A 22228-nucleotide genomic window follows, 5' to 3' on the forward strand; every position below is an offset into this window, starting at 1 on the left:
CAACACAACGGGATAATAAATGAAAAAGATTGCGCTCTCTTTGGTGGCACTGGGGTTACTCACTTCTCTGCCGGGATTTGCGGCCACGCCCGCGCCGGTTCCGGCTTCCATTGCCAGTCATGACGGCCCGATCCGCATCGCGGTGATCCGTAACCTCGGCTCGGACGACAACACCACGCAGTTTGTTGCCGGGGCGATTCAGGAAGGGAAAAAGCTCGGCTTTAAGGTCAGCACCTTTTTGAGCAACGGGGATGACGCCAAATTCCAGGACTTTGTTAACCAGGCCATCAGCCAGAAATATGACGGGATCATCCTGTCGCAGGGCCGCGATCCGTACTCCACTGCGCTGGTGAAGAAGGCGGTGGATGCCGGGATCAAGGTCGCCGTATTTGATACCGCCGTTAACGGCGAGATCCCGGGCGTGACCGTCACCCAGCAGGACGATGCCTCCCTGACGAACCTCTCCTTCGGCCAGCTGGCGAAAGATTTCAACGGCAAGGCCAACATCGTCAAGCTGTGGGTGGCGGGCTTCCCGCCGATGGAGCGCCGTCAGGCGGCGTATAAAGAACTGCAAAAGCAGTACCCGGAGATTAAAGAGCTGGAGTCCATCGGCGCGGTCTCTTCTGACGTGCAGGGCGATACCGCCAACAAGGTGGGGGCGATCCTGGCGAAATACCCGAAAGGCAAAATCGACGCGATCTGGGGCACCTGGGACGCCTTCAGCCAGGGGGCGTATAAGGCGCTGAAGGAGAATGGCCGCACCGAGATCAAGCTCTACAGCATTGACATCTCCAACCAGGACTTACAGCTGATGCGCGAGCCGGGTAGCCCGTGGGCAGTGAGCGTGGCGGTGGATCCGAAGCTGATTGGCGCGACCAACGTGCGCCTGATCGCCAACAAGATTGCCGGGGAAGCCACGCCTGCCACCTACGACTTCAAAGCCGCCGCGATCCCGCAGGCGCTGCTGACCGCGCAGCCGGGGGCGGTGAACGTAGCGTCGCTGGGCAAAATCATTCCGGGCTGGGGCCAGACGGACGATTTTATCGCGCCGTGGTTTGCGACGCTTGCCGCTAAAAACAAGTAAACCAAGCCGGGTGGCGGCTGCGCCTTACCCGGCCTACATTTTGCACCCGTAGGCCCGGTAAGCGCAGCGCCACCGGGCATAAGGAGCTCAGGTGTCTCAATTACCCACCCCCGAATACAGCCGCAATATGCGGCTAATCGGCCATAGCGACCAGGGCGGTCGCCCGGACGGCGTTCAGCTGATGGTGCATCGCGGCTTCGCGTATATCGGTCATATGGTGTCGCAGGGCTTTTCGATTGTGGACGTGCGCGATCCAAAAAATCCGAAACCCGCGGGCTATATGCCTGCGCCGCCGGGCACCTGGAACGTGCACCTCCAGGCGCATGACGATCTGCTGCTGGTGATCAACGCCCGGGATCTGTTTGCCGATGCCCGCTTTGCCGACGAGAAGGTCTACTACACCCGTCAGGTGGGGGAGACCGTCAGCGACGTGCAGGATAAAGGCTGGAGCGCCGGGCTGCGGGTGTTTGATATCTCAACCCCCGACGCACCGCGCGAAATTGGCTTTCTGTCGCTGAGCGGTATCGGCATACACCGCATCTGGTACGTGGGTGGTCGCTGGGCGTACGTGTCAGCGCTGATCGACGGCTTTACCGACTACATTTTCCTGACCATTGACCTGGCGGACCCGCGTAAGCCCGAGGTGGCAGGGCGCTGGTGGCTGCCGGGGATGAACCAGGCCGCAGGCGAACAGCCCAACTGGCCGGAGGGCAAGCGCTACGCGCTGCACCACGCCATTATCACGGGCGATACGGCGTACGGCAGCTGGCGCGACGGCGGCTTAACGCTGCTGGACGTGAAGGACCGTACCCAGCCTAAGCTTATTAGCCACCGCAACTGGAGCCCGCCGTTTGGCGGCGGGACGCATACCGCGCTGCCGCTGCCGGACCGCTCCCTGCTGGTGGTGCTGGACGAAGCGGTGCTGGATAACCAGCAGGACGGTGAGAAGCTGATCTGGCTGTTTGATATTCGCGAGCCGTCGAACCCGGTGAGCATCTCCACCTTCCCGCAGCCGAATGAAACCGACTACGTGGCAAAAGGGGCGCATTTCGGCCCGCACAACCTGCATGAGAACCGGCCCGGAAGCTTCGTCAGCTCAACGCTGATTTTCGCGACGTATCAGAACGCGGGGGTACGCGCGTATGACATTTCCAACCCGTATCGGCCAGTGGAAACCGGGGCGCTGGTGCCCGCCGCGCCGGAGAGAATGATGGACACGCGGCCGAATCGCCCGCAGGTGATCCAGTCGTGCGACGTGTTTGTGGATGCGCAGGGGATTATTTACAGCACGGACTATAACGGCGGGCTGTCGGTGATTGAGTATCTGGGGTGAGTTTTTGCCGTGTGCGAAATGTAGGCCGGGTAAGGCGCAGCCGCCACCCGGCAAACAAACGGCACTCAACTGTACTGCCGCACCCTTGCCACCAGCGCTTCCGCGCTGTCGATGCGGTCGGCAATCAGAATCAGTGCTTTACCAAGCGTAATGGCGTGGCGCAGGCATTCGTGGCGCATCGCCTCGTCCTGAATGCTGTCGATATCCGCGACGTGGGAAAGCCCGACGCTGCGGCGAATGAGTTCGGTGCCGCAGAAGCCGATAGCATCGTGCCAGACTTTTTTCAGGAACGCGGAGGCATAGCCCGGCGCGCTGAGTGCGGCGTCGCGGGCTTTCTCGTTTGCCAGCGCCTGGAAACGTTCCGCGAAGCTGTTCCACAGTTCCTGAATATCGGTCAGGCGCTGCTCGCGCGCGGCGGCGGCATCACGAATGCCCAGATGCCCCGGCAGACCGCAGAAGTTGAGCAGCAGGTTGCCGATGGCGGTGCCGACGTCAAAGCCTATCGGGCCAAAGTAGCCGAACTCGGCGTCGATGGCCTTCAGGCTGCCGTCGGCCACAAAAATCGAGCCGCTGTGAATATCGCCGTGCAGCAGCGCTTCGGCCTGCGAGAAGAAGCGGTGCTTCAGGGAGGCCACGGCAATTTTTAGCGGGGCGTCGTCGCGCAGGGCGGCGACGTCATTTTCCAGCTCGGCAGGGTAGTTATTGCGCTCATGAACCTGGTACGGATCGTTGAAGAACAGATCTTCGGTGATCTCACACATCTCCGGGTTGATGAACTTCGCCACCTGCGCTTTTTTCTCGTGCGGATGCAGGTAGAAGTCGCTGGTGTGGAACAGGGTGTGAGCGAGATATTCACCCAGCTGCCGCGCCGCCTGCGGGTAGTAAACATTGTTGATCAGCTCGCCGCGCCAGATGCGATGGCTGGAGAGATCTTCCATCACCATCACCGCCAGTTCCGGGTCAAAGTGGTGGATTTTTACGGTGTGCTGCGGGCTATGCCTGTAATGCTCGACCAGGGTTTGCGCCTCGAGGCGGGCGCGATCCAGCGTCAGCGGCCAGGACTCCCCGACGCAGCGCACGTAGGGCAGCGCCTGTTTGACGATGATGCGGCTGACGCCCGCGCTGTCGAAAATTTTAAAAACCAGATTGAGGTTGCCGTCGCCCACTTCCTGCGCCTCTACCAGCGATGACGGATCGTCAAGCCCGCCAAACTGCCTGGCATACTCCACGGCGTCCTGAGCGGTAAAGGTACGGTATTGCGACATGGCCTGCTCCTCATGAGTTAACTAATTAAGACATGTAGACGTCTATACATCTGGATTTCATCCTGACACAATGTGCTACAACAACGCAACAGGGAATTAACGACATGCAGACATTACAGACGACCAGCCTGCGGGTGGCGGATAATCAGCTCTTTATTCTCGACCAGCAGGCGCTTCCGCAGGAGAAACGCTGGCTGGATGCCTCAACGGTGGAGGCGCTGGTCGGGCATATTCACGCTCTGCGGGTGCGCGGCGCGCCGCTGATTGGTCTCTCTGCAAGCCTGCTGCTGGCGCTGCTGGCTGAAAAAGGCAAAAGCCGCGACGCGCTGGCGGCGGCGCTGGACACGCTTCGCGCCGCACGCCCGACGGCGGTAAACCTGATGAATAACCTCGACCGCATGAAGCTTGCGCTGTGGGAGGAGGATTTCGTTCCGGCGCTGGTGGCTGAGGCGCTGCGCCTGATTGACGAAGACCGGCAGCTCTGCGATGCGATTGCAAAAGCGGGCAGCGCGCTGGTGAAACCCGGTAGCCGTCTGCTGACCCACTGCAACACCGGCGGGCTGGCAACCGCGGGCGTCGGTACGGCGCTGGGGGTGATTGCCCGCGCGCATCAGGAAGGTAAAGTCAGCAACGTCTGGGTGGATGAAACTCGTCCGTTGTTGCAGGGCGGCAGGCTGACTGCATGGGAGCTGGGCGAGCTGGGCGTGCCGTATCAGCTGATTACCGACTCCATGGCCGCCAGCCTGATGGCGAAAGGGCAGGTGGACGCCGTGTGGGTGGGAGCCGATCGCATCGCCGCCAACGGCGACGTGGCGAATAAAATCGGCACTTATTCGCTGGCGGTGCTGGCGAAATTCCACGGCATTCCGTTCTACGTCGCCGCCCCGCAAACGACGCTCGACCCGGCCTGCCCGAACGGGGATGCGATCCCCATCGAGCAGCGCGCCGCCAGCGAGGTGACGGGCGTCGTCGGAAGCTTTGGCGCGGTGCAGTGGGCGCCGGAAAACGCGGCGGTATATAACCCGGCGTTCGACGTCACCCCTGCCTCGCTGATTAGCGGCTGGGTGCTGGACACGGGTGTGGTCACGCCGGATGAGGTGGCGGCAGGGAAATTTGCCTGAGTCCGGCTATCCTTTAAGGGGTTCCCTTAAGAGGACAACATCGTGACGCTCGATCCTGAAACAGACTTAAAACTGGAGCGCGTGGTGGATGCACCGCGCGACCTGCTCTGGCTCTGCTGGACCACGCCAGAGCACATCAAAAACTTCTTCATTCCTGCTCCCCATAAGGTGACCGAATGCGACCTCGACCTGCGCGTGGGCGGGCGGTTCAACACCGTGTTTGAGGTGGACGGGCAGCGGATGGATAACCGCGGCGTATTTCTTGAAATCGATCCGGGGAACAAGCTCGTCTTTACCGACGGTTATACCGAAGGCTGGAAACCGGCCGAGAAGCCGTTTATGACGGCGATCCTGCTGCTGGAGGATATGGGCGAGGGCAAAACCCGCTATACGGCGATTGCGCGACACCCAACGAAGGAAATCCGCGAGCAGCACGAGCAGATGGGCTTCCACAAAGGATGGGGGATTGTGCTGGATCAGCTGGTGGGGTATGTGAAGGGGCTGAAACGATAGTGCTCATGGACCCCCTCTCCCTTGAGGGAGAGGGCTGGGGTGAGGGGGAGAATGCATGGATCATGTTGAAGAAAGATTTCTCCTTTTGGTATTCCTCATCTGACGAAATATTGGCTCTCCCTTTTCATCAAAGTATCTTTCCGGCCATATCACATCGGGCGAAATGTCTAGCGCCTGTGCGATAAGCAATTCACCTTTGGGCCACGGTCGGGTAAGTGCGTTTGCCAGTGTGGATGAGGAAAGGCCAGCCTTCCGGGACAACGCAGCCAGGCTTGTTCCATGTTTCTTTAGTGCAGCGATAATATCGGCCGGGTGCCAGTTCTGATGTTGCATTGTGTCCTCCTTACATGTGTTCGTTATGCGCCCAATTATCCTATTTTGGGATAAAAAGGCAACGGGAGGATATTCGATTTCAGGATATTTGTATGGAATCGGAACAATGGCTTCAGTTTACTCGGATGAATACCAGCGTGTTATCAATGCGTTGAAGAAAGCGCGTAAAGAGAAGGGGATGACTCAGGCGCAGCTTGCGGAGGCACTGGGAAAACCACAATCGTTTATTGCTAAAGTGGAAAACGGTGAGCGCAGGTTGGACGTGGTGGAGTTTGTGCATTTAGCATATTTGGTTGGGTTAGATACTGAAAAGATAATACGTGATATGGTTCTCATGAAGTCATGGAAGCAATAAAATAAGCATTACTTTTAGTTATTTGTAAAGAAAATATATGAGGTAAAAGTATGGATGAGCTAAATGATCTAATATTTGATATAGATAGATTAACTACGGAGGGGGTATTAGGTTTTTATAATTGTATAGAAGTTACTGAATTATTTGCATTAAATAAAAATAGCCGCGAAGTAATAAATGTTTTAACGCATCTCGTTTATGAAAATGTCACTAATCCTGAGTTTGAAAAGATAAGCTATTTGAATGGGAAAGATGATTTAAAAGTATCCTCTTTAAAGAGTTGGTATTTTGGAATTAAAAAATATTATATCACGCTTGAAACTATTTTATTGCTTATTAAAAAATTAATAAATGATAGAACATGGCTAAGTTGTGAAGATACATTGCCCGCTTGTCACTATAAAATTAATCCATATAAATTCATCCCAGCAGATAGTTACGATTCTAATGTAATAAATAAACTGTTAAAAAATAATTTTTTTGGTGGTTCTTTATTGATTGAATTAGAAAATGAAGAAAAAAATGAACTTCATTTCCTTTTAGATAATCCTCCAGTTCTTCAAGAATTATCTTCTAAAGTTAGTAAGTTGATTCCGTTTAGCATTGCATCAGTTTCTGATAAATTAGGCAGTGTATTAATACAAATTCCAGTAAATATTATTCGCGCGAGAGTTCGCACCTATCCAGATAATGAAAATTTACATTGCAAACTTGTTTGGCATCCCTCTGCTAAAAAAAGAGATGTGTATATTACTTTTAGGAGGATGGATCGTGATTCAAATATTGATTCATTTTACTCCACGGTGCTTAGCGCTGAGCAAAGTGAAATGATTTTCCCAAGTCAGTATGGCAGCCCTTACGAAATGACGATATGGGATCCTTTTCATAAAGTCCTTCTTTATGGAGTTCGGCCTTCGTCATTTATTAAAAGAATTGCATTGAATATGAGAGCAATTAATGGCAGTCCAAGAATTATTCCTTTAAAAAATGGTGGATTCGATAAAATACAACTTTATATTCCCCAAAACAGTATGATTGGAGAAAAAGATAGTCATGTTAAAAAATGGTCTTCGATTCGTATTTATCGTAGCGAACGAGAGCAACTCTTAAATGAAAAATATTTTGTCCAATATAACGCAAAGGGCAAATACAGAGAAAGTGAACGAACTCGAGCATTAAGTGATATCCGTTTTTTGATAAACAAATATGGGGAAAATGGTGTTTGTTTGTGGGATCCGTATCTTAATGGTGATGATTTGCTGGAAACATTATTCTACAATACATGTTTGAAATCGAAAATGAGAGCGATAACCTCCTCAAAATACTCTTCAAAAGTAACTGCTGATGCAATGTGTTCTAATGCTCAAGAAGATGCAAGTATGGACGAATATATTTCTGACTCATTTGTACGCTTGGCCACACTTCCACCACAAACATTGTTAGGATTAAATATTGAGGTAAGGAAACCCTGCGGTAACAAAGGGTGGAACTTTCATGATCGTTTTTTAATTTTTCCTTATACCGAAAATGAACCAATGGCTTGGTCAATAGGTACCTCGATAAATAGTGTAGGTAGAGAACATCATATTTTACAAAAAGTAAGTGATGCTCAACTGATAGCTGATGCATTTGAGGAATTGTGGGGTGTTATACAACATCCTGATTGCTTAGTTTGGAGTACATATGATAAATGATAATAAATTAGTAGAAGATCAATTGGCTCTTTATTTTTCTGAGGTTATTTGTGCTGTAAAAGAAGATTGTAATTGCATGGAACATTTATTGTTACGTGCAGAAAGCGTAGATGGATTGTCAGAATTTATCTTTATGAATAGAACTGGATGCACTGTTTATTCCAATAATGCATTGCTTTTTTTGAAATGGATTGAATGTATTATCTTCAATGGGGGTGTCAATGATAAATTTGAAGTTATTGCCATTTACTATATTATCGATATAACTATAGGTTCTGAGGTTTTTTGGGGTAATAATCGTCTCCATAGTGACCCAAAGTTATTTTTTTCAACGTCGATAGAGATGATAACTGCATCAAAGAGTTCTGTTGATTATGGTTGTGATACACATTTCCATAATATTGAAAAACAGAATTACATAAATGATATAATTGTAAAAAACGATTGGTATTCAATTTACAATGAATTTCATCGCGAGGCTCACGTTTACAAGTTATTTCTAAATCCTTTCATTAAGAATTCTGTTGATTTTCTTTTTTATAATTTCCGTGAAATGTTGATTGACGCTTTAAATAGACATAGGGATGTCCCAGTATTGTGGGGAGTGTTCGATTATTTGGGGGAAGATAAAGCACTGAAGTTGGCACTTTCAACAAATTCCGCATGCATCAATTTTTATACGATTGCTTCTATCTTTCCATTTAATGGAATTAGGAAAGAAAAAATCAATAAAGATCGTATTAGTGAATTGATTATGAATGTTTTTGCTAATTTAGAATTATCAAAGCATTTTATGAAGATATTTAATACATTTCCCTCTAGGTATCCGACTTTACAACAACCTTTAGGAAAAGCCTTGGCTTCTATAAATTCTGAGAGTTTAATGACGCTTTATTTTAATTCGATATCGTTACATCTTTACGGCCTGAATTCTGATAATAGAGGCCGAAAGGCTGTTTCTGAATGTATGTCTGAGTTTTCTTTGTATGCAGAAGAGTCGTTTAGAATGTCCACGTGGAAAATAGCTTATGAATTATGGAGGGAATGGTTTCAGATAAAAGAATTAAATTCTGAATTCATTAATGAAATAAGGGTTTGCGATATTGACTTTGCTATAACAATGTATTATTTAGAGTGTTGTACAAAAGAGGAAAGAGAATTAATAATGTTAGGAATTATTAATGAGATGAGGGGCTTTTCTTCACGGTGGTATAGTACATCATCTGCGATGACATCTTTCTGGTATACAAAATTGTGTGTTTTACAGCCCGTTTCGCATGCGGACAATATAGCATGCGATGTTCAACTGCCAATGGCAATGCTTGGTAGAACGTATATGCCTATTTGCTTTCAAGAAAATGAATATATATTTAGTACGCTAAAGGGGGGGTAAATTAAATGGAGCTAATGGTGTGGTTAAAAAGATATGAGGTCGTTTAGCATGGACCTCTTATCTTTATTAACTCAGCGTAGGATACTTTTGGGAGATGTTACTATCGGTAAACTGCGCCACCCATCCCTCCGGATTGTCGAAAATACGAATGGCGGTAAAGTTCGGCTCTGATCCCATATCAAACCAGTGCGGCGTGCCGGCGGGCACGGAAATCAGGTCGTTTTTCTCGCACAGTACCTGGTACACCTCATCGCCAATATGCAGGCAAAACAGCCCCGCACCTTCCACGAAGAAGCGCACTTCGTCTTCGCCGTGGGTGTGCTCGTTGAGAAACTTCGCGCGCAGCGCCTCTTTCTGCGGATTGTCGGCGCGCAGGCTGATGACATCCCAGCTCTGGTAGCCTTTCTCCGCCACCAGCTTGTCGATCGCATGTTGATACGCTTCGATCACGGCTTCGGGCGCAGGATCCTGCCCTAAATCACGGTCTGCCGCCCAGCGCTCAAAGCGCACGCCCTTAGCGTTCAGCTGTTGAGCGATCTCGGCGGCGTCGGTGCTGTGCCACAGGTGTTGACTTGCGTCTTTATCGGAATAAATGGTCAATGCGCTCATGAAGGGATCTGCTCCGGATTAATCTCGTCAAACTGGTGGATCTGATGGTGATGGCTCGCGCCGTCATCTTCACCGCGAATCAGTTGCAGGGTGCGAAAACCCGCCTGTTCAGCCGCGTCCAGCTCCTGATGAACATCCGACAGGAACAGGATCTGCGACGGGGCGATGCCCGTTTGCGCCGCTATGTTCTGGTAAGACTGTACTTCGCGCTTGGCGCCGATGTGGGTGTCAAAATAGCCGCTGAACAGATGAGTAATATCACCTTCGTCGCTGTAGCCAAATAACAGTTTCTGCGCAGCAACGGAGCCTGAGGAATATACATAGAGATCAATTCCTTGCGCCTTCCATTTTTCCAGCGCGGGCAGAACGTCAGGGTAGAGATGGCCGGTAAAGTCACCGTTGATGTAGCCCTCCTGCCAGATGATGCCTTGCAGGGCTTTAAGCACCGTTGATTTGCGGTCTTCATCCATAAAGCTAAACAGCACGTTGATAAGCTCGCTTACGCCGGCATGCGGATCGCTGATTTCATCGCGCAGGTTGTCCAGAATTGATTTGACCGGCTCGGCGTACTGCTGCGCGGTCACGAAGGCCGCCAGCCGCTCACGCGCATAGGGGAACAAAACATCATGGACAAAACGGATATCGCTGGTGGTCCCTTCAATATCCGTCACAATCGCGCGAATCATACTCTCTCCAGTTGTCGTAAACGCATTTCGCATTCAAATAGAAATTCTAATCCTTCCAGATGACGGCGGGCTTCGGCCACGTCACGTCCCCAGCAGGTTAAGCCATGACCGCGCAGAAGAAAACCATAATTAAGCGGACGCTCCTGGGCGTAATGGGCGATGCGCGAGGCGAGGGCGTCGATGTCCTGGTCGTTATCAAACACCGGGATGGCGACGGTATCCAGATGCGTGGTCTGTCCGGCGAGGGATTTTTGCATCTCGAAACCGCTGATATTCAGCTCGGCTTCTTTGACCAGACGCGACAGCACCGTGGCATTAACGGTGTGAACGTGCAGGACGACGTTAGCCTCCGGGAACAGGCGATAGATGAGGGTGTGCAGACCGGTCTCTGCCGAGGGTTTTCGGCCAGACGGCGCGCGGTTGGTGGCGATCTCAACCTGTAGAAAATCGTCGGTGGTCAGGCTGCCTTTGTCCCTGCCGGACTCGCTGAGCCAGCAGAGGTGCTCGTCCTGACGCACCGACATATTGCCGCCGGTGGCGGGTGCCCAGCCTTTGGCTCCTATCCAGCGGCAGGCGTCGACCAGGTGTGTGAGCAGCAGGTTGTCTGTCATTTCCTTTTACCCCTCGGCCAGGAATATTGATATGGTTTAGACGTCTAAGCGTCTTGATTGCCAAAGATTAACATCGTGTTATAGTGGCAGCAACATAAGTATTACAAGCAGGCACGACAACATGAGCAATAACGCATTGATCCCGCAGAGTAAACTTCCTAACCTCGGTACCACCATCTTTACGCAGATGAGCGCCCTGGCGCAGCAGCACAACGCCATTAACCTCTCGCAGGGGTTCCCCGATTTTGACGGTCCGGAATATCTACAGGAACGTCTGGCACACCACGTGGCGCAGGGGGCGAATCAGTATGCGCCGATGACCGGCGTGCAGGCGCTGCGGGAAGCCATTGCCGACAAAACGGCGGCGCTGTATGGCTATCAGCCCGATGCGAACAGCGATATCACGGTGACCGCAGGGGCGACCGAAGCGCTCTATGCGGCCATTACCGCGCTGGTGCGCGTTGGGGATGAAGTGATCTGCTTTGACCCGAGCTACGACAGCTATGCGCCTGCGGTTGAACTCTCCGGTGGCGTGGTGAAGCGCGTGGCGCTCCAGCCGCCGCACTTTCGTCCTGACTGGCAGGCGTTCGCCGCGCTGCTGAGTGATAAAACTCGTCTGGTGATCCTGAACACCCCGCATAATCCGTCGGCGACGGTGTGGCAACAGGCCGATTTTGCCGCGCTGTGGCAGGCCATCGCCGAGCGGGAAATTTACGTCCTGAGCGATGAAGTCTACGAACACATCTGCTTTGCGGCGGAAGGGCACGCCAGCGTGCTGGCCCATCCGCAGCTTCGCGAGCGCGCGGTTGCGGTGTCGTCATTCGGGAAGACTTACCATATGACCGGCTGGAAAGTGGGGTACTGCGTGGCCCCGGCGGCCATCAGCGCGGAGCTGCGTAAGGTGCACCAGTACCTGACCTTTGCGGTCAACACGCCCGCCCAGCTGGCGCTGGCGGACATGCTGCGCAGTGAACCGCAGCACTATCGCGAGCTGCCGGATTTTTACCGCGCGCGTCGGGATCTGTTCGTGGCCGCGCTCGGCAAAAGCCGCCTGGAAATCCTGCCCTGCGAAGGGACCTACTTCCTGCTGGCGGACTACAGCGCGATATCCGATCTGGACGACGTCAGTTTTTGCCGGTGGCTGACGAAGGAGGTGGGCGTGGCGGCCATTCCGCTGTCGGTGTTCTGCGCCGATCCCTTCCCGCACAAGCTGATTCGCCTGTGCTTTGCGAAGCAGGAATCGACGCTGCTGGCGGCGGCGGAGCGTCTGGCGACGCTCTGACTATTTCACCGTCCAGGCTTCGGAATAGCGACGGTCTGCAAACAGCTCCAGCAGGCCGTTGATCTGTTTGAGGCGCAGCACCTCGTCGCCGTCCATCCCCAGCTCCTTACCGATTTTTTCGTCGTTCCAGCCTAGCTGGGCCAGTTCCCGCACAATGTCGGACATGGCGTTAATCTGGTGGCGTCCCCGCGCGCGGTTATGGCGAATGGTGGCCGCCATCCGATCAAGCTTTTGCTGACGATCTTTGCGCAGGCAGGTGACGGGCAGATAGCCCCTGAGCTGGCGCTTCAGCGCGGCCCTGCTTTTGCCGATTTCGTGGCGATGGAATCCGTCCACGATTTCATAGTGCGCCGGCTCGCTTTCTGTCACCACGATGGGCTGGGTAAAGCCGTCCAGCTCCAGCGATTTGCTGAGCAGCCGTTTTTCCGGTGGCGCCACGTTGTTGGGGTTGTAGTCGTTGGCGCTGATGTCGTCCTGCCTGATCCACAGCACGCAGTCGACGGGCTGATCGCGAAACGGGCTGAGCTGATGGATGGCCTGGCGAAACGCATTGATAGCGTCAATTCTTTTCTCATCGCTTAACGTCTGAAGGTACGCTTCCATTTCGCTGATTATTCGTTGTTGCATAAAATTCCCCACTCCTTGCGTTTTGATTTCATTCGTTCGCTGTAGCGCTGATAGTGCCTGGGTTTGTTTGGGCTAAACGAGAGCGCCCGACACCAGTAATCGTTATTCAGCAGAACCTTGCATATCCGCCGCCATGAGGGGATATCCTTCGCGCCAATATCGCCCTCCTGCGTTTCGGGGATATCCGCCATCCCGCGCTTCTGATACCAGTGCAGGTACACCGCGACCTTATTGCGGTAATGTTCAGCGGTCGTTTGCGGCATGCTGTTGAGCAACAGCATGGCGTATTGGCGCCAGCTCAGGTGGTCGGGCTTGAGGATCTTCCTGTGGCCGTAAAAGTGGTTGTCGTGCCCGGCGTAGATCCCGCCGCTGCGCACGCCGCTTACGCGTTCGCACATGGCGGCCCAGCGATCGGGCTCCACGACGTGGTAGAGCCATAACCCCTGGCGCTGCTCGGGGCCAAAGGGCTCACAGATGCGCATATAGCGCGGCGGCACGCCGGCCTGGTACATCAGGTCGTAGAGTGTGTTATAGGGACAGCCGGATTTGGCAAACCAGGTCCAGATGTCGGCGGTTTTCCAGTCGTAAAGAGGATAGATATACCAGGCATGCCCGCCGGGCGCGACGGTTGTCCAGGGTTTGTCATCGGAAAAGCGCTGCTTGCGGGCGGAGGCGATAGCAAGAAAGCGGTTGTAAGATTCATCGGCGCGGATGCCCACCATCACTGCGGCGGGGCGCCTTCGCGCATACCATTCGGCAAAGTCCCGGACGAAGGCTTCGAAGGTCATTCCCTGCTGATAAAAAGCGAAGTACTGAGGGTCGGTAATGGCATCTTCAGGCGGCAGGCGAACCCAGCGGGTGCCCGGCTCCCAGCACTGCCATTCGGGCTGAAACTGGGACAGCGCATTTTGCGTGGTGATCGGCAGAGCCACCCACCAGAAGTGATGGATAACGTCCTGATACAGCACACGCATGTTTTCGATGTGCTCGATAGTGCTTGAAAACTGTGCTTCCCAATCCAGAAAAAGCACGTCGATTTTTCGCTTTAAGCGCCGCGCCTGCTGCGCGACAAGGTGGAGCATAACCGTTGAATCTTTTCCGCCAGAAAAAGAGACGCAGACCCGCGTCAGGTTCTGAAGCGTCCAGTTTATGCGTTCTGTAGACGCCTCCAGAACATTTTCCTGAAGCGGTAATTTATAGAGAGACATGATGAATCGCGTCCTGCGTATTGAAGACTTTTTACATTATTGAACGCCAATAATCGTATTATCTGTCTGTATTCACAAGTCATCATTGCTATATCGTGCGCCTGCTCACGGGCGGCGGTGGTTCATTATATTGATACGGTTAATGCGCCAGCTTATGCATTTTTTCAATGAATGTTGAAAAAACGGTGCTGTTCAGCGACGAGCGATTGTACAGCATATAAATAGGAATATCCGGTAATTCAAACGGAGGGATAAGCCGTTTTAACCCGAGCGATGATTTATACGTTTCAAAAATAGAAAGCGGGATATACCCTAACAGGTCCGACATGCTGACCATAGAGACAAACGAGCTCATGGAGTCCGTGCGAAAGGCGATATTTCTGTCAGGATAAATGTCCGATGCACGGCCCTGAAGCTCCTTAATACCCGGATTAGTGCTCTGGTAGAAGGTAAATTTCTCCTGCTTTAGCAGGTCCAGCGTGACCTCGCCGTCAAGGCGCGAATGATCCTGGCGACAAAACAGCACAGACGGAATCGTCACGAAGTGAGAGCACACCACGGCGCGGCTGTTGACCGGCGAAACGGTAAAGATCAGGTCGGCTTTGCGGTAGGCCAGTAAATCCTCCGCAGACTCTGCCGAAACGAGCATATCGCGTTGTTCTACCTCGTAATTTTCCTGAGACATCAGCAGCCGGATGGGTTCATAAAGGTAGCCCGGAGAGACCATCTGCGAGCAATAAATCACAAACTTCTTTTTGATGTCGGCATCGTGCATCAGGTTGATGGTCTGCTCTATCTGGTTGAGGTTTTTCTCAAGATGCTGGTGCAGATTGATGCCAACGGTCGTCGGGGTGATGCCTTTACCGGAACGAATAAACAGCGGATCGTTCAGTTGTCCACGCAGGCGCTGAAGCGACTGGCTTACCGCGGAAGGGGTGATATAAAGCATTTCCGCTGCTTTACTGATGCTAAGATGTTGATAAATGCATTCAAAAATAACTAACAGGTTAAGATCGAACTTTTTAAGATCGTAAAGGTTTGCCATGTTTCATCCTGACTGTGCCGTGTGTGCGGGTATGACATATTGTTGATAACTATAGATTAAAGCTAACCATTTACAATCCTTTTGGTTAACGACTTAAAAAGATATTTAAGTCATCTTAATATATCACGCTGTCGCATTAATGAAATAGAACTTCAGATGTGATTAAGATAATTTTATCTTTGAACAGAGCGATAATAAATTAAAGGGTAATTGACATTTATATATTGCCTCTTATTCATCACCCGTTATGATTTAGTCAGGTCGGATGACTGTTCGGTTAAACCTATCAGAGCCATAGACAGGAATGCCCCTGTTAAGGATTGCTCAATGCCTGTACGGGTGGTGTAATCAGGGTGCTGTTACCGCCTTGATACAAGGTAAGTAGAGCGCAACGTAACGCCAGCTTCGGCTGGCACTGAATGTACCTGCGGGGAATTCAGGTATCAGGGCCGCCCGTTGAGGCGGCCTTTTTACTTTCAGGCTTTCCTGTAAAGAGTTCACCTTGCTGTCTTGTTGCCGTTGTAAGGTTTGGCTGATTGATTTGATAAAGCATACGCATTAGCCCCGATGAGCAAAGTTGGTTACCTTACATCTCAACGAAAACACGGAGGAAGTACAGATGTCCTTGATTAACACCAAAATTAAACCATTCAAAAACCAGGCGTTCAAAAACGGTGAGTTCATTGAAGTTACCGAGAAAGATACTGAAGGTCGCTGGAGCGTCTTCTTCTTCTATCCGGCTGACTTCACCTTCGTTTGCCCGACTGAACTGGGCGACGTTGCTGACCATTACGACGAACTGCAAAAGCTGGGCGTAGACGTTTACTCAGTGTCTACCGATACCCACTTCACTCACAAAGCGTGGCACAGCAGCTCTGAAACTATCGCGAAAATCAAATACGCGATGATCGGCGACCCGACTGGCGCCCTGACCCGTAACTTCGACAACATGCGTGAAGATGAAGGCCTGGCAGACCGTGCAACCTTCGTTGTTGACCCGCAGGGTATTATCCAGGCTATCGAAGTTACCGCTGAAGGTATCGGCCGTGATGCATCTGACCTGCTGCGTAAAGTGAAAGCGGCTCAGTACGTAGCTTCTCACCCAGGTGAAGTGTGCCCGGCGAAATGGAAAGAAGGCGAAGCAACTCTGGCGCCATCTTTAGACCTGGTCGGCAAGATCTAAGTCTGTAAAGCCTGGCGGCGCTGTGCTTGCACAGGCCTACGGTATCGTAGGCCGGGTAAACGAAGTGCCTCCGGTAATCAATGGGCGCACCCGCGCCCATTTCATTCCAGCACCATGATGCAAGTTGCATTCAGGCCGCCCGCAAAGGCAGCTTGCATGATGACGTCTTAAGAGAGGGAAGAACCATGCTCGACACCAATATGAAAACCCAGCTCAAGGCCTACCTTGAGAAACTGACCAAACCCGTTGAGCTGATTGCCACGCTGGACGACAGCGCGAAATCGGCAGAAATCAAAGAGCTGCTGGCAGAGATCGCTGAGCTGTCGCCGAAAGTGACCTTCAAAGAAGACAATTCGCTTGCGGTTCGTAAACCTTCTTTCCTGATTACTAACCCGGGCTCGGACAAGGGACCGCGTTTTGCCGGCTCTCCGCTGGGACATGAATTTACCTCACTGGTGCTGGCGCTGCTGTGGACCGGTGGTCATCCGTCTAAAGAAGCGCAGACCCTGCTGGAGCAGATCCGCGATATCGACGGTGATTTTGAGTTTGAAACCTATTATTCGCTCTCCTGCCACAACTGTCCGGACGTGGTGCAGGCGCTCAACCTGATGTCGGTTCTGAACCCGCGCATCAAGCATACGGCGATTGACGGCGGCACGTTCCAGAATGAAATCACCGATCGCAACGTGATGGGCGTTCCGGCGGTGTATCTGAACGGTCAGGAGTTCGGTCAGGGCCGCATGACGCTGACGGAAATCGTCGCGAAAGTGGATACCGGCGCGGAAAAACGCGCGGCGGAAGAGCTGAACAAACGCGATGCGTACGATGTGTTGATTGTCGGTTCCGGCCCTGCGGGCGCGGCGGCAGCGGTTTACTCCGCACGTAAAGGGATCCGCACCGGCCTGATGGGCGAGCGTTTCGGTGGTCAGGTGCTCGATACGGTAGACATCGAAAACTACATTTCCGTGCCGAAAACCGAAGGTCAGAAGCTGGCCGGTGCGTTGAAGGCGCACGTCAGCGATTACGCTGTGGACGTCATCGACAGCCAGAGCGCCAGCAAACTGGTTCCGGCGGCGGTAGAAGGTGGCTTACACCAGATTGAAACCGCCTCTGGCGCGGTGCTGAAAGCGCGCAGCGTGATCATTGCCACCGGCGCGAAATGGCGCAACATGAACGTGCCGGGTGAAGATCAGTATCGCACCAAAGGCGTGACCTACTGCCCACACTGCGACGGCCCGCTGTTCAAAGGCAAACGCGTAGCGGTGATCGGCGGCGGTAACTCCGGCGTGGAAGCAGCTATCGATCTGGCGGGGATTGTTGAACACGTTACCCTGCTCGAATTCGCCCCAGAGATGAAAGCGGACCAGGTGTTGCAGGACAAAGTGCGTAGCCTGAATAACGTCGACATTGTGCTGAATGCCCAGACGACGGAAGTGAAAGGCGACGGCAGCAAGGTGACCGGTCTGGAATACCGCGACCGCGTGAGCGGCGATATCCACAGTGTACCGCTGGCGGGGATCTTCGTTCAGATTGGTCTGCTGCCAAACACCACCTGGCTGGAAGGCGCGATTGAGCGCAACCGCATGGGCGAGATCATCATTGATGCGAAATGCGAAACCAGCGTGAAAGGGGTATTTGCGGCGGGCGACTGCACCACCGTGCCGTACAAGCAGATCATCATCGCCACCGGCGAAGGTGCGAAAGCGTCGCTGAGCTCGTTTGATTACCTGATCCGCACCAAAACCGCATAACAAAAGAAAGCAAGACTATACCTGCAATGCAAGAGGCCACCAGAAGGTGGCCTCTTTTTTTATCTGACGACCATCACCGGAATGTGGGTGTGGCGGATCACGCTGGACGCGTTCGATCCCAGCAGGTGCGTGGTGATGGAAGGATTACGCGAACCGATCACCACTACGTCCGCATTCAGCTCCGCGGCCAGCTCGTTGACGGCGTCGCGAACGCTGCCGAAGCGAACGTGAGTTTTAATGCGGAAAGGATCGATGCTGAAATGCCCGACCATGGTTTGCAGGCGCGTTTCGGCTTCGTGCTGTAAATGCTCTTCAAAACGACGCACGTCGGCAGCAAAGCGGTGCAGGCTCAGGCTGGCAGAGCCCGGTAAGACATGCAGAAGATGAATAATTCCGTCCTGCTGCGCGAGAAATTCCGCGTGACGTACAGCTTTATCACTCAGTTCCATTTCGAAAACATCAACCGGCATAATGATTGTTTGATACATAACCGTTTCTCCTTGTTTATAAACGCTGAAATCATTCAACCACAAAATATAAATGGTTTCTGTAATCCCGACAGCACTTTTTCATTTCGCCAGGATAAATCTCAAAACAGCCGGATTCCGGGGCAGATCCCGTGGGGTAGCTACCCTTTTATAAGCTAACCCACACCCTTTCGGAGGTTGCATGAAAGCTCTCACCTATCACGGTCCACACCATGTTCGGGTTGATAACGTGCCTGACCCGGGCATTGAACAGCCAGACGATATCATCCTGCGCGTAACGGCCACGGCGATCTGTGGTTCTGATCTGCATCTTTATCGCGGAAAAATTCCCAAGGTCCAGCACGGCGATATCTTTGGTCATGAATTTATGGGCGAAGTGGTGGAGTGCGGAAGCGAGGTGAAAAACGTGCAGAAAGGCGACCGGGTGGTGATCCCGTTTGTGATCGCCTGCGGCGACTGCTTTTTTTGTCAGATGCAGCAGTACGCGGCCTGCGAAAACACGAACCGCGGGCAGGGCGCGGCGCTGAACAAAAAGCAAATTCCCGCTCCTGCGGCGCTGTTTGGCTACAGCCATCTCTACGGCGGCGTGCCGGGCGGACAGGCTGAGTACGTGCGCGTGCCGAAAGGTAACGTGGGGCCGTTTAAAGTGCCGCAGTTGTTGTCTGATGACAAAGCGCTTTTCCTGTCCGATATTCTGCCAACCGCCTGGCAGGCGGCGAAAAACGCCCAGATCCAGAAAGGCTCCAGCGTCGCCGTATTCGGGGCCGGACCGGTGGGGCTACTGACCATTGCCTGCGCGCGTCTGCTTGGCGCAGAGCAGATTTTCGTGGTTGACCATCACCCTTACCGGCTGCGGTTTGCTCAGGAGCGCTATGGCGCCATCCCGATTAACTTTGATGACGATAACGACGCGGCGGAGAAAATCATTGAGCAAACGGCCGGGCAGCGCGGGGTAGATGCGGTCATTGATGCCGTTGGGTTTGAGGCCAAAGGCAGCACGACGGAAACGATCCTCAGTAACCTGAAAATTGAAGGCAGCAGCGGCAAAGCCTTGCGCCAGTGCATTGCGGCGGTGCGACGCGGTGGCGTGGTCAGCGTGCCGGGCGTATATGCCGGGTTTATTCACGGCTTCCTGTTTGGCGATGCCTTCGATAAGGGGCTGAGCTTTAAGATGGGCCAGACGCACGTCCATGCCTGGCTGGGAGAGCTGCTGCCGCTCATCGAAAAGGGGCTGCTCACGCCGGAAGATATTGTGACCCATTACCTTCCGCTGGCCGACGCGGAGCGCGCCTATAAGATTTTCGAAAAACGCGAGGAGGAGTGCCGCAAGGTGATCCTTGTGCCTGGCGCAGATACCCCGGAGGCCGCACAGCAGAAGGTGAAAGGGCTGGTGAATGCTTTCCCCGGCGGCGTCGTGTGAGGCCTCTCACTGACACTCTCGGGTGATTTTGCGGAAAGAGGATGCAGACGCATCCTCTGTGCAAAGCGGGGTCGCTTGTTCAGAAGGGATTAACGCAGGTAATCGCCCGCGGCTTCGGGCTGGTAGAGCAGCTCAAGCACTTCCAGGTGGGCCGAGGCGCCGCCCGGGAGTTCCCAGTGGATGGTATCGCCCGTGCGCAGCCCAAGCAGCGCCGCGCCCACGGGGGCCAGCACCGAAAGCTGCGTGCTGCTGTCGGTCATCTGCGCCGGGTAGACCAGCGTGCGGGTCAGTTCTTCCCCGGTCGTCAGGTTGCGGAACTTCACCTGGCTGTTCATGGTGACCACATCATGCGGCATGGTTTCAGGCGTACACATCTGCGCCCGGTCCAGCTCCTCGTTCAGCGCATCCGCTACCGGCAGCGAGGCAAATTCTGGTTTTTCCAACAGGCGGTCAATACGTTCTGCGTCGAGTTCATTGATGATAATCGTAGGTCTGGACATTTTTACTCCATGTCGTTAATGCTGCGTGTAACGCAGAAACCAATCCAAAAGAAAACCCTCGCCGTCTGGCAGCGAGGGTTTAACTTATCTGATGATACTGTCTGAACCCGTAAGTTTGAAGTGATGAACGTCACAATCATGCGCCATATGAATTTTTGGCAATAAACCCGGCCCCCGATTCACGCTGAACGGAAATTTCGTTAGTCTGGGAAGACCGAACCCGGGCAATGCGCTTTGCAGCCCACCGTAGAGAGAGCGATATGTACTTTTACCAACCTTCTCAGGGGCACGGCCTGCCGCACGACCCGCTGAATGCCATTATCGGCCCGCGTCCGATTGGCTGGATCTCATCCAGTGATAAGGCCGGACAGCTGAACCTGGCCCCGTACAGCTTCTTTAACTGCTTTAACTATCGCCCCCCAATCATTGGTTTTTCCAGCAACGGCTGGAAAGACAGCGTGCGGAATATTACCGAAACGGGTGAGTTTGTCTGGAACCTCGCGACGCGCGATCTGGCCGAGGCGATGAATGAAACTTCCGTCACGCTGCCTCATGGTGAGGATGAATTTACCTTTGCCGGCCTGACGCCCGTAGCCAGCCAGCTTGTGGGCGCGCCGCGCGTGGCGGAAAGCCCGGTTAATTTCGAGTGTCGATTATCGCAGTGCATTCAGCTTACCGGCGCGGACGGGACGCCGATTGATACCTGGCTGGTGCTCGGCGAAGTGGTGGGCGTCCACATCGCCGAAAGTCTGCTGGAAGAGGGGATTTACCAGACCGCAAAAGCGCAGCCCATTCTGCGTGCGGGTGGACCGACGGCCTACTACGCCATCAGCGACAGCCATCGGTTCGATCTGGTACGCCCGGACGCTCGCAGGAACAATCAGTAACCGGCTTTATCGATGACGAACTGTTTACCGCAGTTGCCCGGATGCGGCTGCGGAGCAAAGGAGCCGGCAGAGAGCGGCTGGTTTATGGTGCTGGATTTCAGCAAGATCTGCATTTCGGTCAAATAGGCAGGATTGCCATGGCAGGTAAGCTTGAAGGCTTTTACATTCTGCTTCCCCCAGCTTTTGGCCACGGCGGCATCAAAGTCGCTGCGGCGTACGGTTTTGCCGTAGTTCTCCGCCAGAAATTCCCCTACCGCGCTACTCTTCACTTCCTGGTTCATGCGCACCATGGTGCCGAAGTAGGCGTCGGGATCAAAACCAAAGCAGACGCCGTGTTTCGCGTATTCATAACGTTCAAGGCAGGAGTTGCCGCCCGCGCCGGGCATCACGCTGTTTAGCTTTGCCGCGCCCGAGAGCGATAGTCCGGTTTCTGCGGCGGCACATTTGCGGCTGGCTTTTGCTTCCGGCATGTTCGGCACCGGACGCGTGGCGCAGCCGAAGCGCATCCAGCGGCGTTCATCCACGCCGCGAGCAGCGATCGATTTCGGCAGGCCGGGCCATAAGCCGTGGACGGTCAGAAAATCGGTTTTGTTGCTGCTCTCTTTTTGCAGCCGGCACTCGTCCGGTTCGTCGCGGTTACGTTCGACCATGCTTTGGCAAAATCCGGTTTGCCAGGAAAGCGCCAGAACGTAGCGATCGAAATCGCCGTACTGCGTGGCTTTAAGAGGGTCCGCCTGGAGTGAGAAGACACAGAGTACAAGCGCTACTGCGCCAGACGGGATAACGATATCCTTCCTGAACATTTGCTTTCCTGATTGGTTGGGCGCGATTAATTTCTGG

Annotated in this window: 23 protein-coding genes; 12 read left to right on the forward strand and 11 right to left on the reverse strand. The window is 53.3% G+C overall.

The annotated features are described in order from the left end of the window. The first annotated feature begins 19 nt into the window (after nucleotides 1-19). Together DBR02_RS16655 and DBR02_RS16660 are read left to right on the forward strand one after the other, a co-directional pair. Nucleotides 20-1084, forward strand: coding sequence for a sugar ABC transporter substrate-binding protein (locus tag DBR02_RS16655; RefSeq protein WP_107534898.1), 1065 nt, complete (start codon nucleotides 20-22; stop codon nucleotides 1082-1084). A gap of 91 nt (nucleotides 1085-1175) precedes the next feature. Then, nucleotides 1176-2417 (forward strand): LVIVD repeat-containing protein, encoded by a 1242-nt coding sequence (locus DBR02_RS16660; RefSeq protein WP_173937198.1) that lies wholly within the window; start codon nucleotides 1176-1178, stop codon nucleotides 2415-2417. 65 nt (nucleotides 2418-2482) lie between these two features. Here DBR02_RS16660 and mtnK read toward each other — a convergent pair whose 3' ends face one another. Next, entirely contained in the window at nucleotides 2483-3682 is a 1200-nt protein-coding gene (gene mtnK, locus DBR02_RS16665) for an S-methyl-5-thioribose kinase (RefSeq protein ID WP_107534900.1), read from the reverse strand. 104 nt (nucleotides 3683-3786) lie between these two features. Between mtnK and mtnA the strand changes: the two genes are divergently transcribed. Together mtnA and DBR02_RS16675 are read left to right on the forward strand one after the other, a co-directional pair. Beyond that, a complete protein-coding gene (mtnA, locus tag DBR02_RS16670; protein WP_107534901.1) occupies nucleotides 3787-4803 on the forward strand; it encodes an S-methyl-5-thioribose-1-phosphate isomerase in 1017 nt (338 codons plus the stop codon). A gap of 42 nt (nucleotides 4804-4845) precedes the next feature. Then, the gene (locus DBR02_RS16675) at nucleotides 4846-5316 is read left to right on the forward strand and encodes an SRPBCC family protein (protein ID WP_107534902.1); all 471 of its coding nucleotides are present in this window, start codon (nucleotides 4846-4848) and stop codon (nucleotides 5314-5316) included. Between the two features lie 60 nt (nucleotides 5317-5376). On the opposite strand, the gene DBR02_RS16680 is transcribed toward DBR02_RS16675, so the two are convergent. After that, nucleotides 5377-5649, reverse strand: a complete 273-nt coding sequence (locus tag DBR02_RS16680) for a helix-turn-helix domain-containing protein (RefSeq protein ID WP_107534903.1) — start codon at nucleotides 5647-5649, stop codon at nucleotides 5377-5379. Nucleotides 5650-5755: 106 nt separating this feature from the next. On the opposite strand from DBR02_RS16680, the gene DBR02_RS16685 reads away from it, so the two are divergent. From DBR02_RS16685 to DBR02_RS16690, 3 genes are read left to right on the forward strand one after another with little or no spacing between them, the layout of a single operon-like run. Next, on the forward strand, nucleotides 5756-6004 hold the full coding sequence (locus DBR02_RS16685) for a helix-turn-helix domain-containing protein (RefSeq protein ID WP_107534904.1): 249 nt from the start codon (nucleotides 5756-5758) through the stop codon (nucleotides 6002-6004). A 50-nt stretch (nucleotides 6005-6054) separates the two neighbouring features. Continuing rightward, a complete protein-coding gene (locus DBR02_RS26615) occupies nucleotides 6055-7698 on the forward strand; it encodes a VPA1262 family N-terminal domain-containing protein (protein WP_157959559.1) in 1644 nt (547 codons plus the stop codon). Then, entirely contained in the window at nucleotides 7688-9091 is a 1404-nt protein-coding gene (locus DBR02_RS16690) for a hypothetical protein (protein ID WP_157959560.1), read from the forward strand. Before DBR02_RS26615 ends, DBR02_RS16690 begins: the two co-directional genes overlap by 11 nt. A 66-nt stretch (nucleotides 9092-9157) precedes the next feature. Here DBR02_RS16690 and DBR02_RS16695 read toward each other — a convergent pair whose 3' ends face one another. Genes DBR02_RS16695 through DBR02_RS16705 form a run of 3 tightly spaced genes read right to left on the reverse strand, consistent with a single transcriptional unit; the run spans nucleotide 9158 to nucleotide 10997 of the window. Then, nucleotides 9158-9700 carry a 1,2-dihydroxy-3-keto-5-methylthiopentene dioxygenase gene (locus tag DBR02_RS16695; RefSeq protein ID WP_107534906.1) on the reverse strand — a complete coding sequence of 181 codons (543 nt, stop codon included), beginning with the start codon at nucleotides 9698-9700 and terminating at the stop codon, nucleotides 9158-9160. Beyond that, nucleotides 9697-10386: an acireductone synthase gene (mtnC, locus tag DBR02_RS16700; protein WP_107534907.1), complete on the reverse strand. Its 690-nt coding sequence runs from the start codon at nucleotides 10384-10386 to the stop codon at nucleotides 9697-9699. Before mtnC ends, DBR02_RS16695 begins: the two co-directional genes overlap by 4 nt. After that, entirely contained in the window at nucleotides 10383-10997 is a 615-nt protein-coding gene (locus DBR02_RS16705) for a methylthioribulose 1-phosphate dehydratase (RefSeq protein WP_107534908.1), read from the reverse strand. Before DBR02_RS16705 ends, mtnC begins: the two co-directional genes overlap by 4 nt. Before the next feature lie 121 nt (nucleotides 10998-11118). Between DBR02_RS16705 and DBR02_RS16710 the strand changes: the two genes are divergently transcribed. Next, nucleotides 11119-12279, forward strand: coding sequence for a pyridoxal phosphate-dependent aminotransferase (locus DBR02_RS16710; protein WP_107534909.1), 1161 nt, complete (start codon nucleotides 11119-11121; stop codon nucleotides 12277-12279). Here the strand turns inward: DBR02_RS16710 and DBR02_RS16715 are convergent, their stop codons facing one another. From DBR02_RS16715 to citR, 3 genes are all read right to left on the reverse strand, one after another. Continuing rightward, nucleotides 12280-12906 (reverse strand): IbrB-like domain-containing protein, encoded by a 627-nt coding sequence (locus tag DBR02_RS16715; protein ID WP_107534910.1) that lies wholly within the window; start codon nucleotides 12904-12906, stop codon nucleotides 12280-12282. Continuing rightward, complete coding sequence (locus tag DBR02_RS16720) at nucleotides 12891-14114, reverse strand: phosphoadenosine phosphosulfate reductase (RefSeq protein WP_107534911.1); 1224 nt, start codon at nucleotides 14112-14114, stop codon at nucleotides 12891-12893. Before DBR02_RS16720 ends, DBR02_RS16715 begins: the two co-directional genes overlap by 16 nt. A 139-nt stretch (nucleotides 14115-14253) precedes the next feature. Further along, entirely contained in the window at nucleotides 14254-15159 is a 906-nt protein-coding gene (citR, locus tag DBR02_RS16725) for a DNA-binding transcriptional repressor CitR (protein ID WP_107534912.1), read from the reverse strand. 619 nt (nucleotides 15160-15778) lie between these two features. Between citR and ahpC the strand changes: the two genes are divergently transcribed. Together ahpC and ahpF are read left to right on the forward strand one after the other, a co-directional pair. Then, nucleotides 15779-16342 (forward strand): alkyl hydroperoxide reductase subunit C, encoded by a 564-nt coding sequence (ahpC, locus tag DBR02_RS16730; RefSeq protein ID WP_008501015.1) that lies wholly within the window; start codon nucleotides 15779-15781, stop codon nucleotides 16340-16342. 185 nt (nucleotides 16343-16527) lie between these two features. After that, nucleotides 16528-18093: an alkyl hydroperoxide reductase subunit F gene (gene ahpF / locus DBR02_RS16735; protein WP_107534913.1), complete on the forward strand. Its 1566-nt coding sequence runs from the start codon at nucleotides 16528-16530 to the stop codon at nucleotides 18091-18093. Between the two features lie 59 nt (nucleotides 18094-18152). Here the strand turns inward: ahpF and uspG are convergent, their stop codons facing one another. Further along, nucleotides 18153-18581: a universal stress protein UspG gene (gene uspG / locus DBR02_RS16740; protein ID WP_107534914.1), complete on the reverse strand. Its 429-nt coding sequence runs from the start codon at nucleotides 18579-18581 to the stop codon at nucleotides 18153-18155. Between the two features lie 181 nt (nucleotides 18582-18762). On the opposite strand from uspG, the gene DBR02_RS16745 reads away from it, so the two are divergent. Then, entirely contained in the window at nucleotides 18763-20001 is a 1239-nt protein-coding gene (locus tag DBR02_RS16745; protein ID WP_015571156.1) for a zinc-dependent alcohol dehydrogenase, read from the forward strand. An 89-nt stretch (nucleotides 20002-20090) separates the two neighbouring features. On the opposite strand, the gene rnk is transcribed toward DBR02_RS16745, so the two are convergent. Continuing rightward, nucleotides 20091-20501, reverse strand: a complete 411-nt coding sequence (gene rnk / locus DBR02_RS16750) for a nucleoside diphosphate kinase regulator (RefSeq protein WP_006809650.1) — start codon at nucleotides 20499-20501, stop codon at nucleotides 20091-20093. A gap of 260 nt (nucleotides 20502-20761) precedes the next feature. Here rnk and DBR02_RS16755 point away from each other — a divergent pair, with 260 nt between their 5' ends. Further along, a complete protein-coding gene (locus DBR02_RS16755) occupies nucleotides 20762-21388 on the forward strand; it encodes a flavin reductase family protein (protein ID WP_107534915.1) in 627 nt (208 codons plus the stop codon). Here the strand turns inward: DBR02_RS16755 and rna are convergent. Next, a complete protein-coding gene (gene rna, locus DBR02_RS16760; RefSeq protein WP_107534916.1) occupies nucleotides 21382-22191 on the reverse strand; it encodes a ribonuclease I in 810 nt (269 codons plus the stop codon). The two genes, DBR02_RS16755 and rna, sit on opposite strands and share 7 nt — an antisense overlap. Nucleotides 22192-22228 lie beyond the last annotated feature (37 nt).

This window comes from Enterobacter cloacae complex sp. (assembly GCF_900322725.1).
Classification (GTDB): domain Bacteria; phylum Pseudomonadota; class Gammaproteobacteria; order Enterobacterales; family Enterobacteriaceae; genus Enterobacter; species Enterobacter quasihormaechei.

Excerpts from the sequence above, each read along its gene's own strand:
- DBR02_RS16655 (WP_107534898.1), top strand. The coding sequence starts at position 20 with ATGAAAAAGATTGCGCTCTCTTTGGTGGCACTGGGGTTACTCACTTCT.
- mtnK (WP_107534900.1), bottom strand. The coding sequence starts at position 3,682 with ATGTCGCAATACCGTACCTTTACCGCTCAGGACGCCGTGGAGTATGCC.
- mtnA (WP_107534901.1), top strand. The coding sequence starts at position 3,787 with ATGCAGACATTACAGACGACCAGCCTGCGGGTGGCGGATAATCAGCTC.
- DBR02_RS16680 (WP_107534903.1), bottom strand. The coding sequence starts at position 5,649 with ATGCAACATCAGAACTGGCACCCGGCCGATATTATCGCTGCACTAAAG.
- DBR02_RS16685 (WP_107534904.1), top strand. The coding sequence starts at position 5,756 with ATGGCTTCAGTTTACTCGGATGAATACCAGCGTGTTATCAATGCGTTG.
- DBR02_RS26615 (WP_157959559.1), top strand. The coding sequence starts at position 6,055 with ATGGATGAGCTAAATGATCTAATATTTGATATAGATAGATTAACTACG.
- DBR02_RS16690 (WP_157959560.1), top strand. The coding sequence starts at position 7,688 with ATGATAAATGATAATAAATTAGTAGAAGATCAATTGGCTCTTTATTTT.
- DBR02_RS16695 (WP_107534906.1), bottom strand. The coding sequence starts at position 9,700 with ATGAGCGCATTGACCATTTATTCCGATAAAGACGCAAGTCAACACCTG.
- mtnC (WP_107534907.1), bottom strand. The coding sequence starts at position 10,386 with ATGATTCGCGCGATTGTGACGGATATTGAAGGGACCACCAGCGATATC.
- DBR02_RS16705 (WP_107534908.1), bottom strand. The coding sequence starts at position 10,997 with ATGACAGACAACCTGCTGCTCACACACCTGGTCGACGCCTGCCGCTGG.
- DBR02_RS16710 (WP_107534909.1), top strand. The coding sequence starts at position 11,119 with ATGAGCAATAACGCATTGATCCCGCAGAGTAAACTTCCTAACCTCGGT.
- DBR02_RS16715 (WP_107534910.1), bottom strand. The coding sequence starts at position 12,906 with ATGCAACAACGAATAATCAGCGAAATGGAAGCGTACCTTCAGACGTTA.
- DBR02_RS16720 (WP_107534911.1), bottom strand. The coding sequence starts at position 14,114 with ATGTCTCTCTATAAATTACCGCTTCAGGAAAATGTTCTGGAGGCGTCT.
- citR (WP_107534912.1), bottom strand. The coding sequence starts at position 15,159 with ATGGCAAACCTTTACGATCTTAAAAAGTTCGATCTTAACCTGTTAGTT.
- ahpC (WP_008501015.1), top strand. The coding sequence starts at position 15,779 with ATGTCCTTGATTAACACCAAAATTAAACCATTCAAAAACCAGGCGTTC.
- ahpF (WP_107534913.1), top strand. The coding sequence starts at position 16,528 with ATGCTCGACACCAATATGAAAACCCAGCTCAAGGCCTACCTTGAGAAA.
- uspG (WP_107534914.1), bottom strand. The coding sequence starts at position 18,581 with ATGTATCAAACAATCATTATGCCGGTTGATGTTTTCGAAATGGAACTG.
- DBR02_RS16745 (WP_015571156.1), top strand. The coding sequence starts at position 18,763 with ATGAAAGCTCTCACCTATCACGGTCCACACCATGTTCGGGTTGATAAC.
- rnk (WP_006809650.1), bottom strand. The coding sequence starts at position 20,501 with ATGTCCAGACCTACGATTATCATCAATGAACTCGACGCAGAACGTATT.
- DBR02_RS16755 (WP_107534915.1), top strand. The coding sequence starts at position 20,762 with ATGTACTTTTACCAACCTTCTCAGGGGCACGGCCTGCCGCACGACCCG.
- rna (WP_107534916.1), bottom strand. The coding sequence starts at position 22,191 with ATGTTCAGGAAGGATATCGTTATCCCGTCTGGCGCAGTAGCGCTTGTA.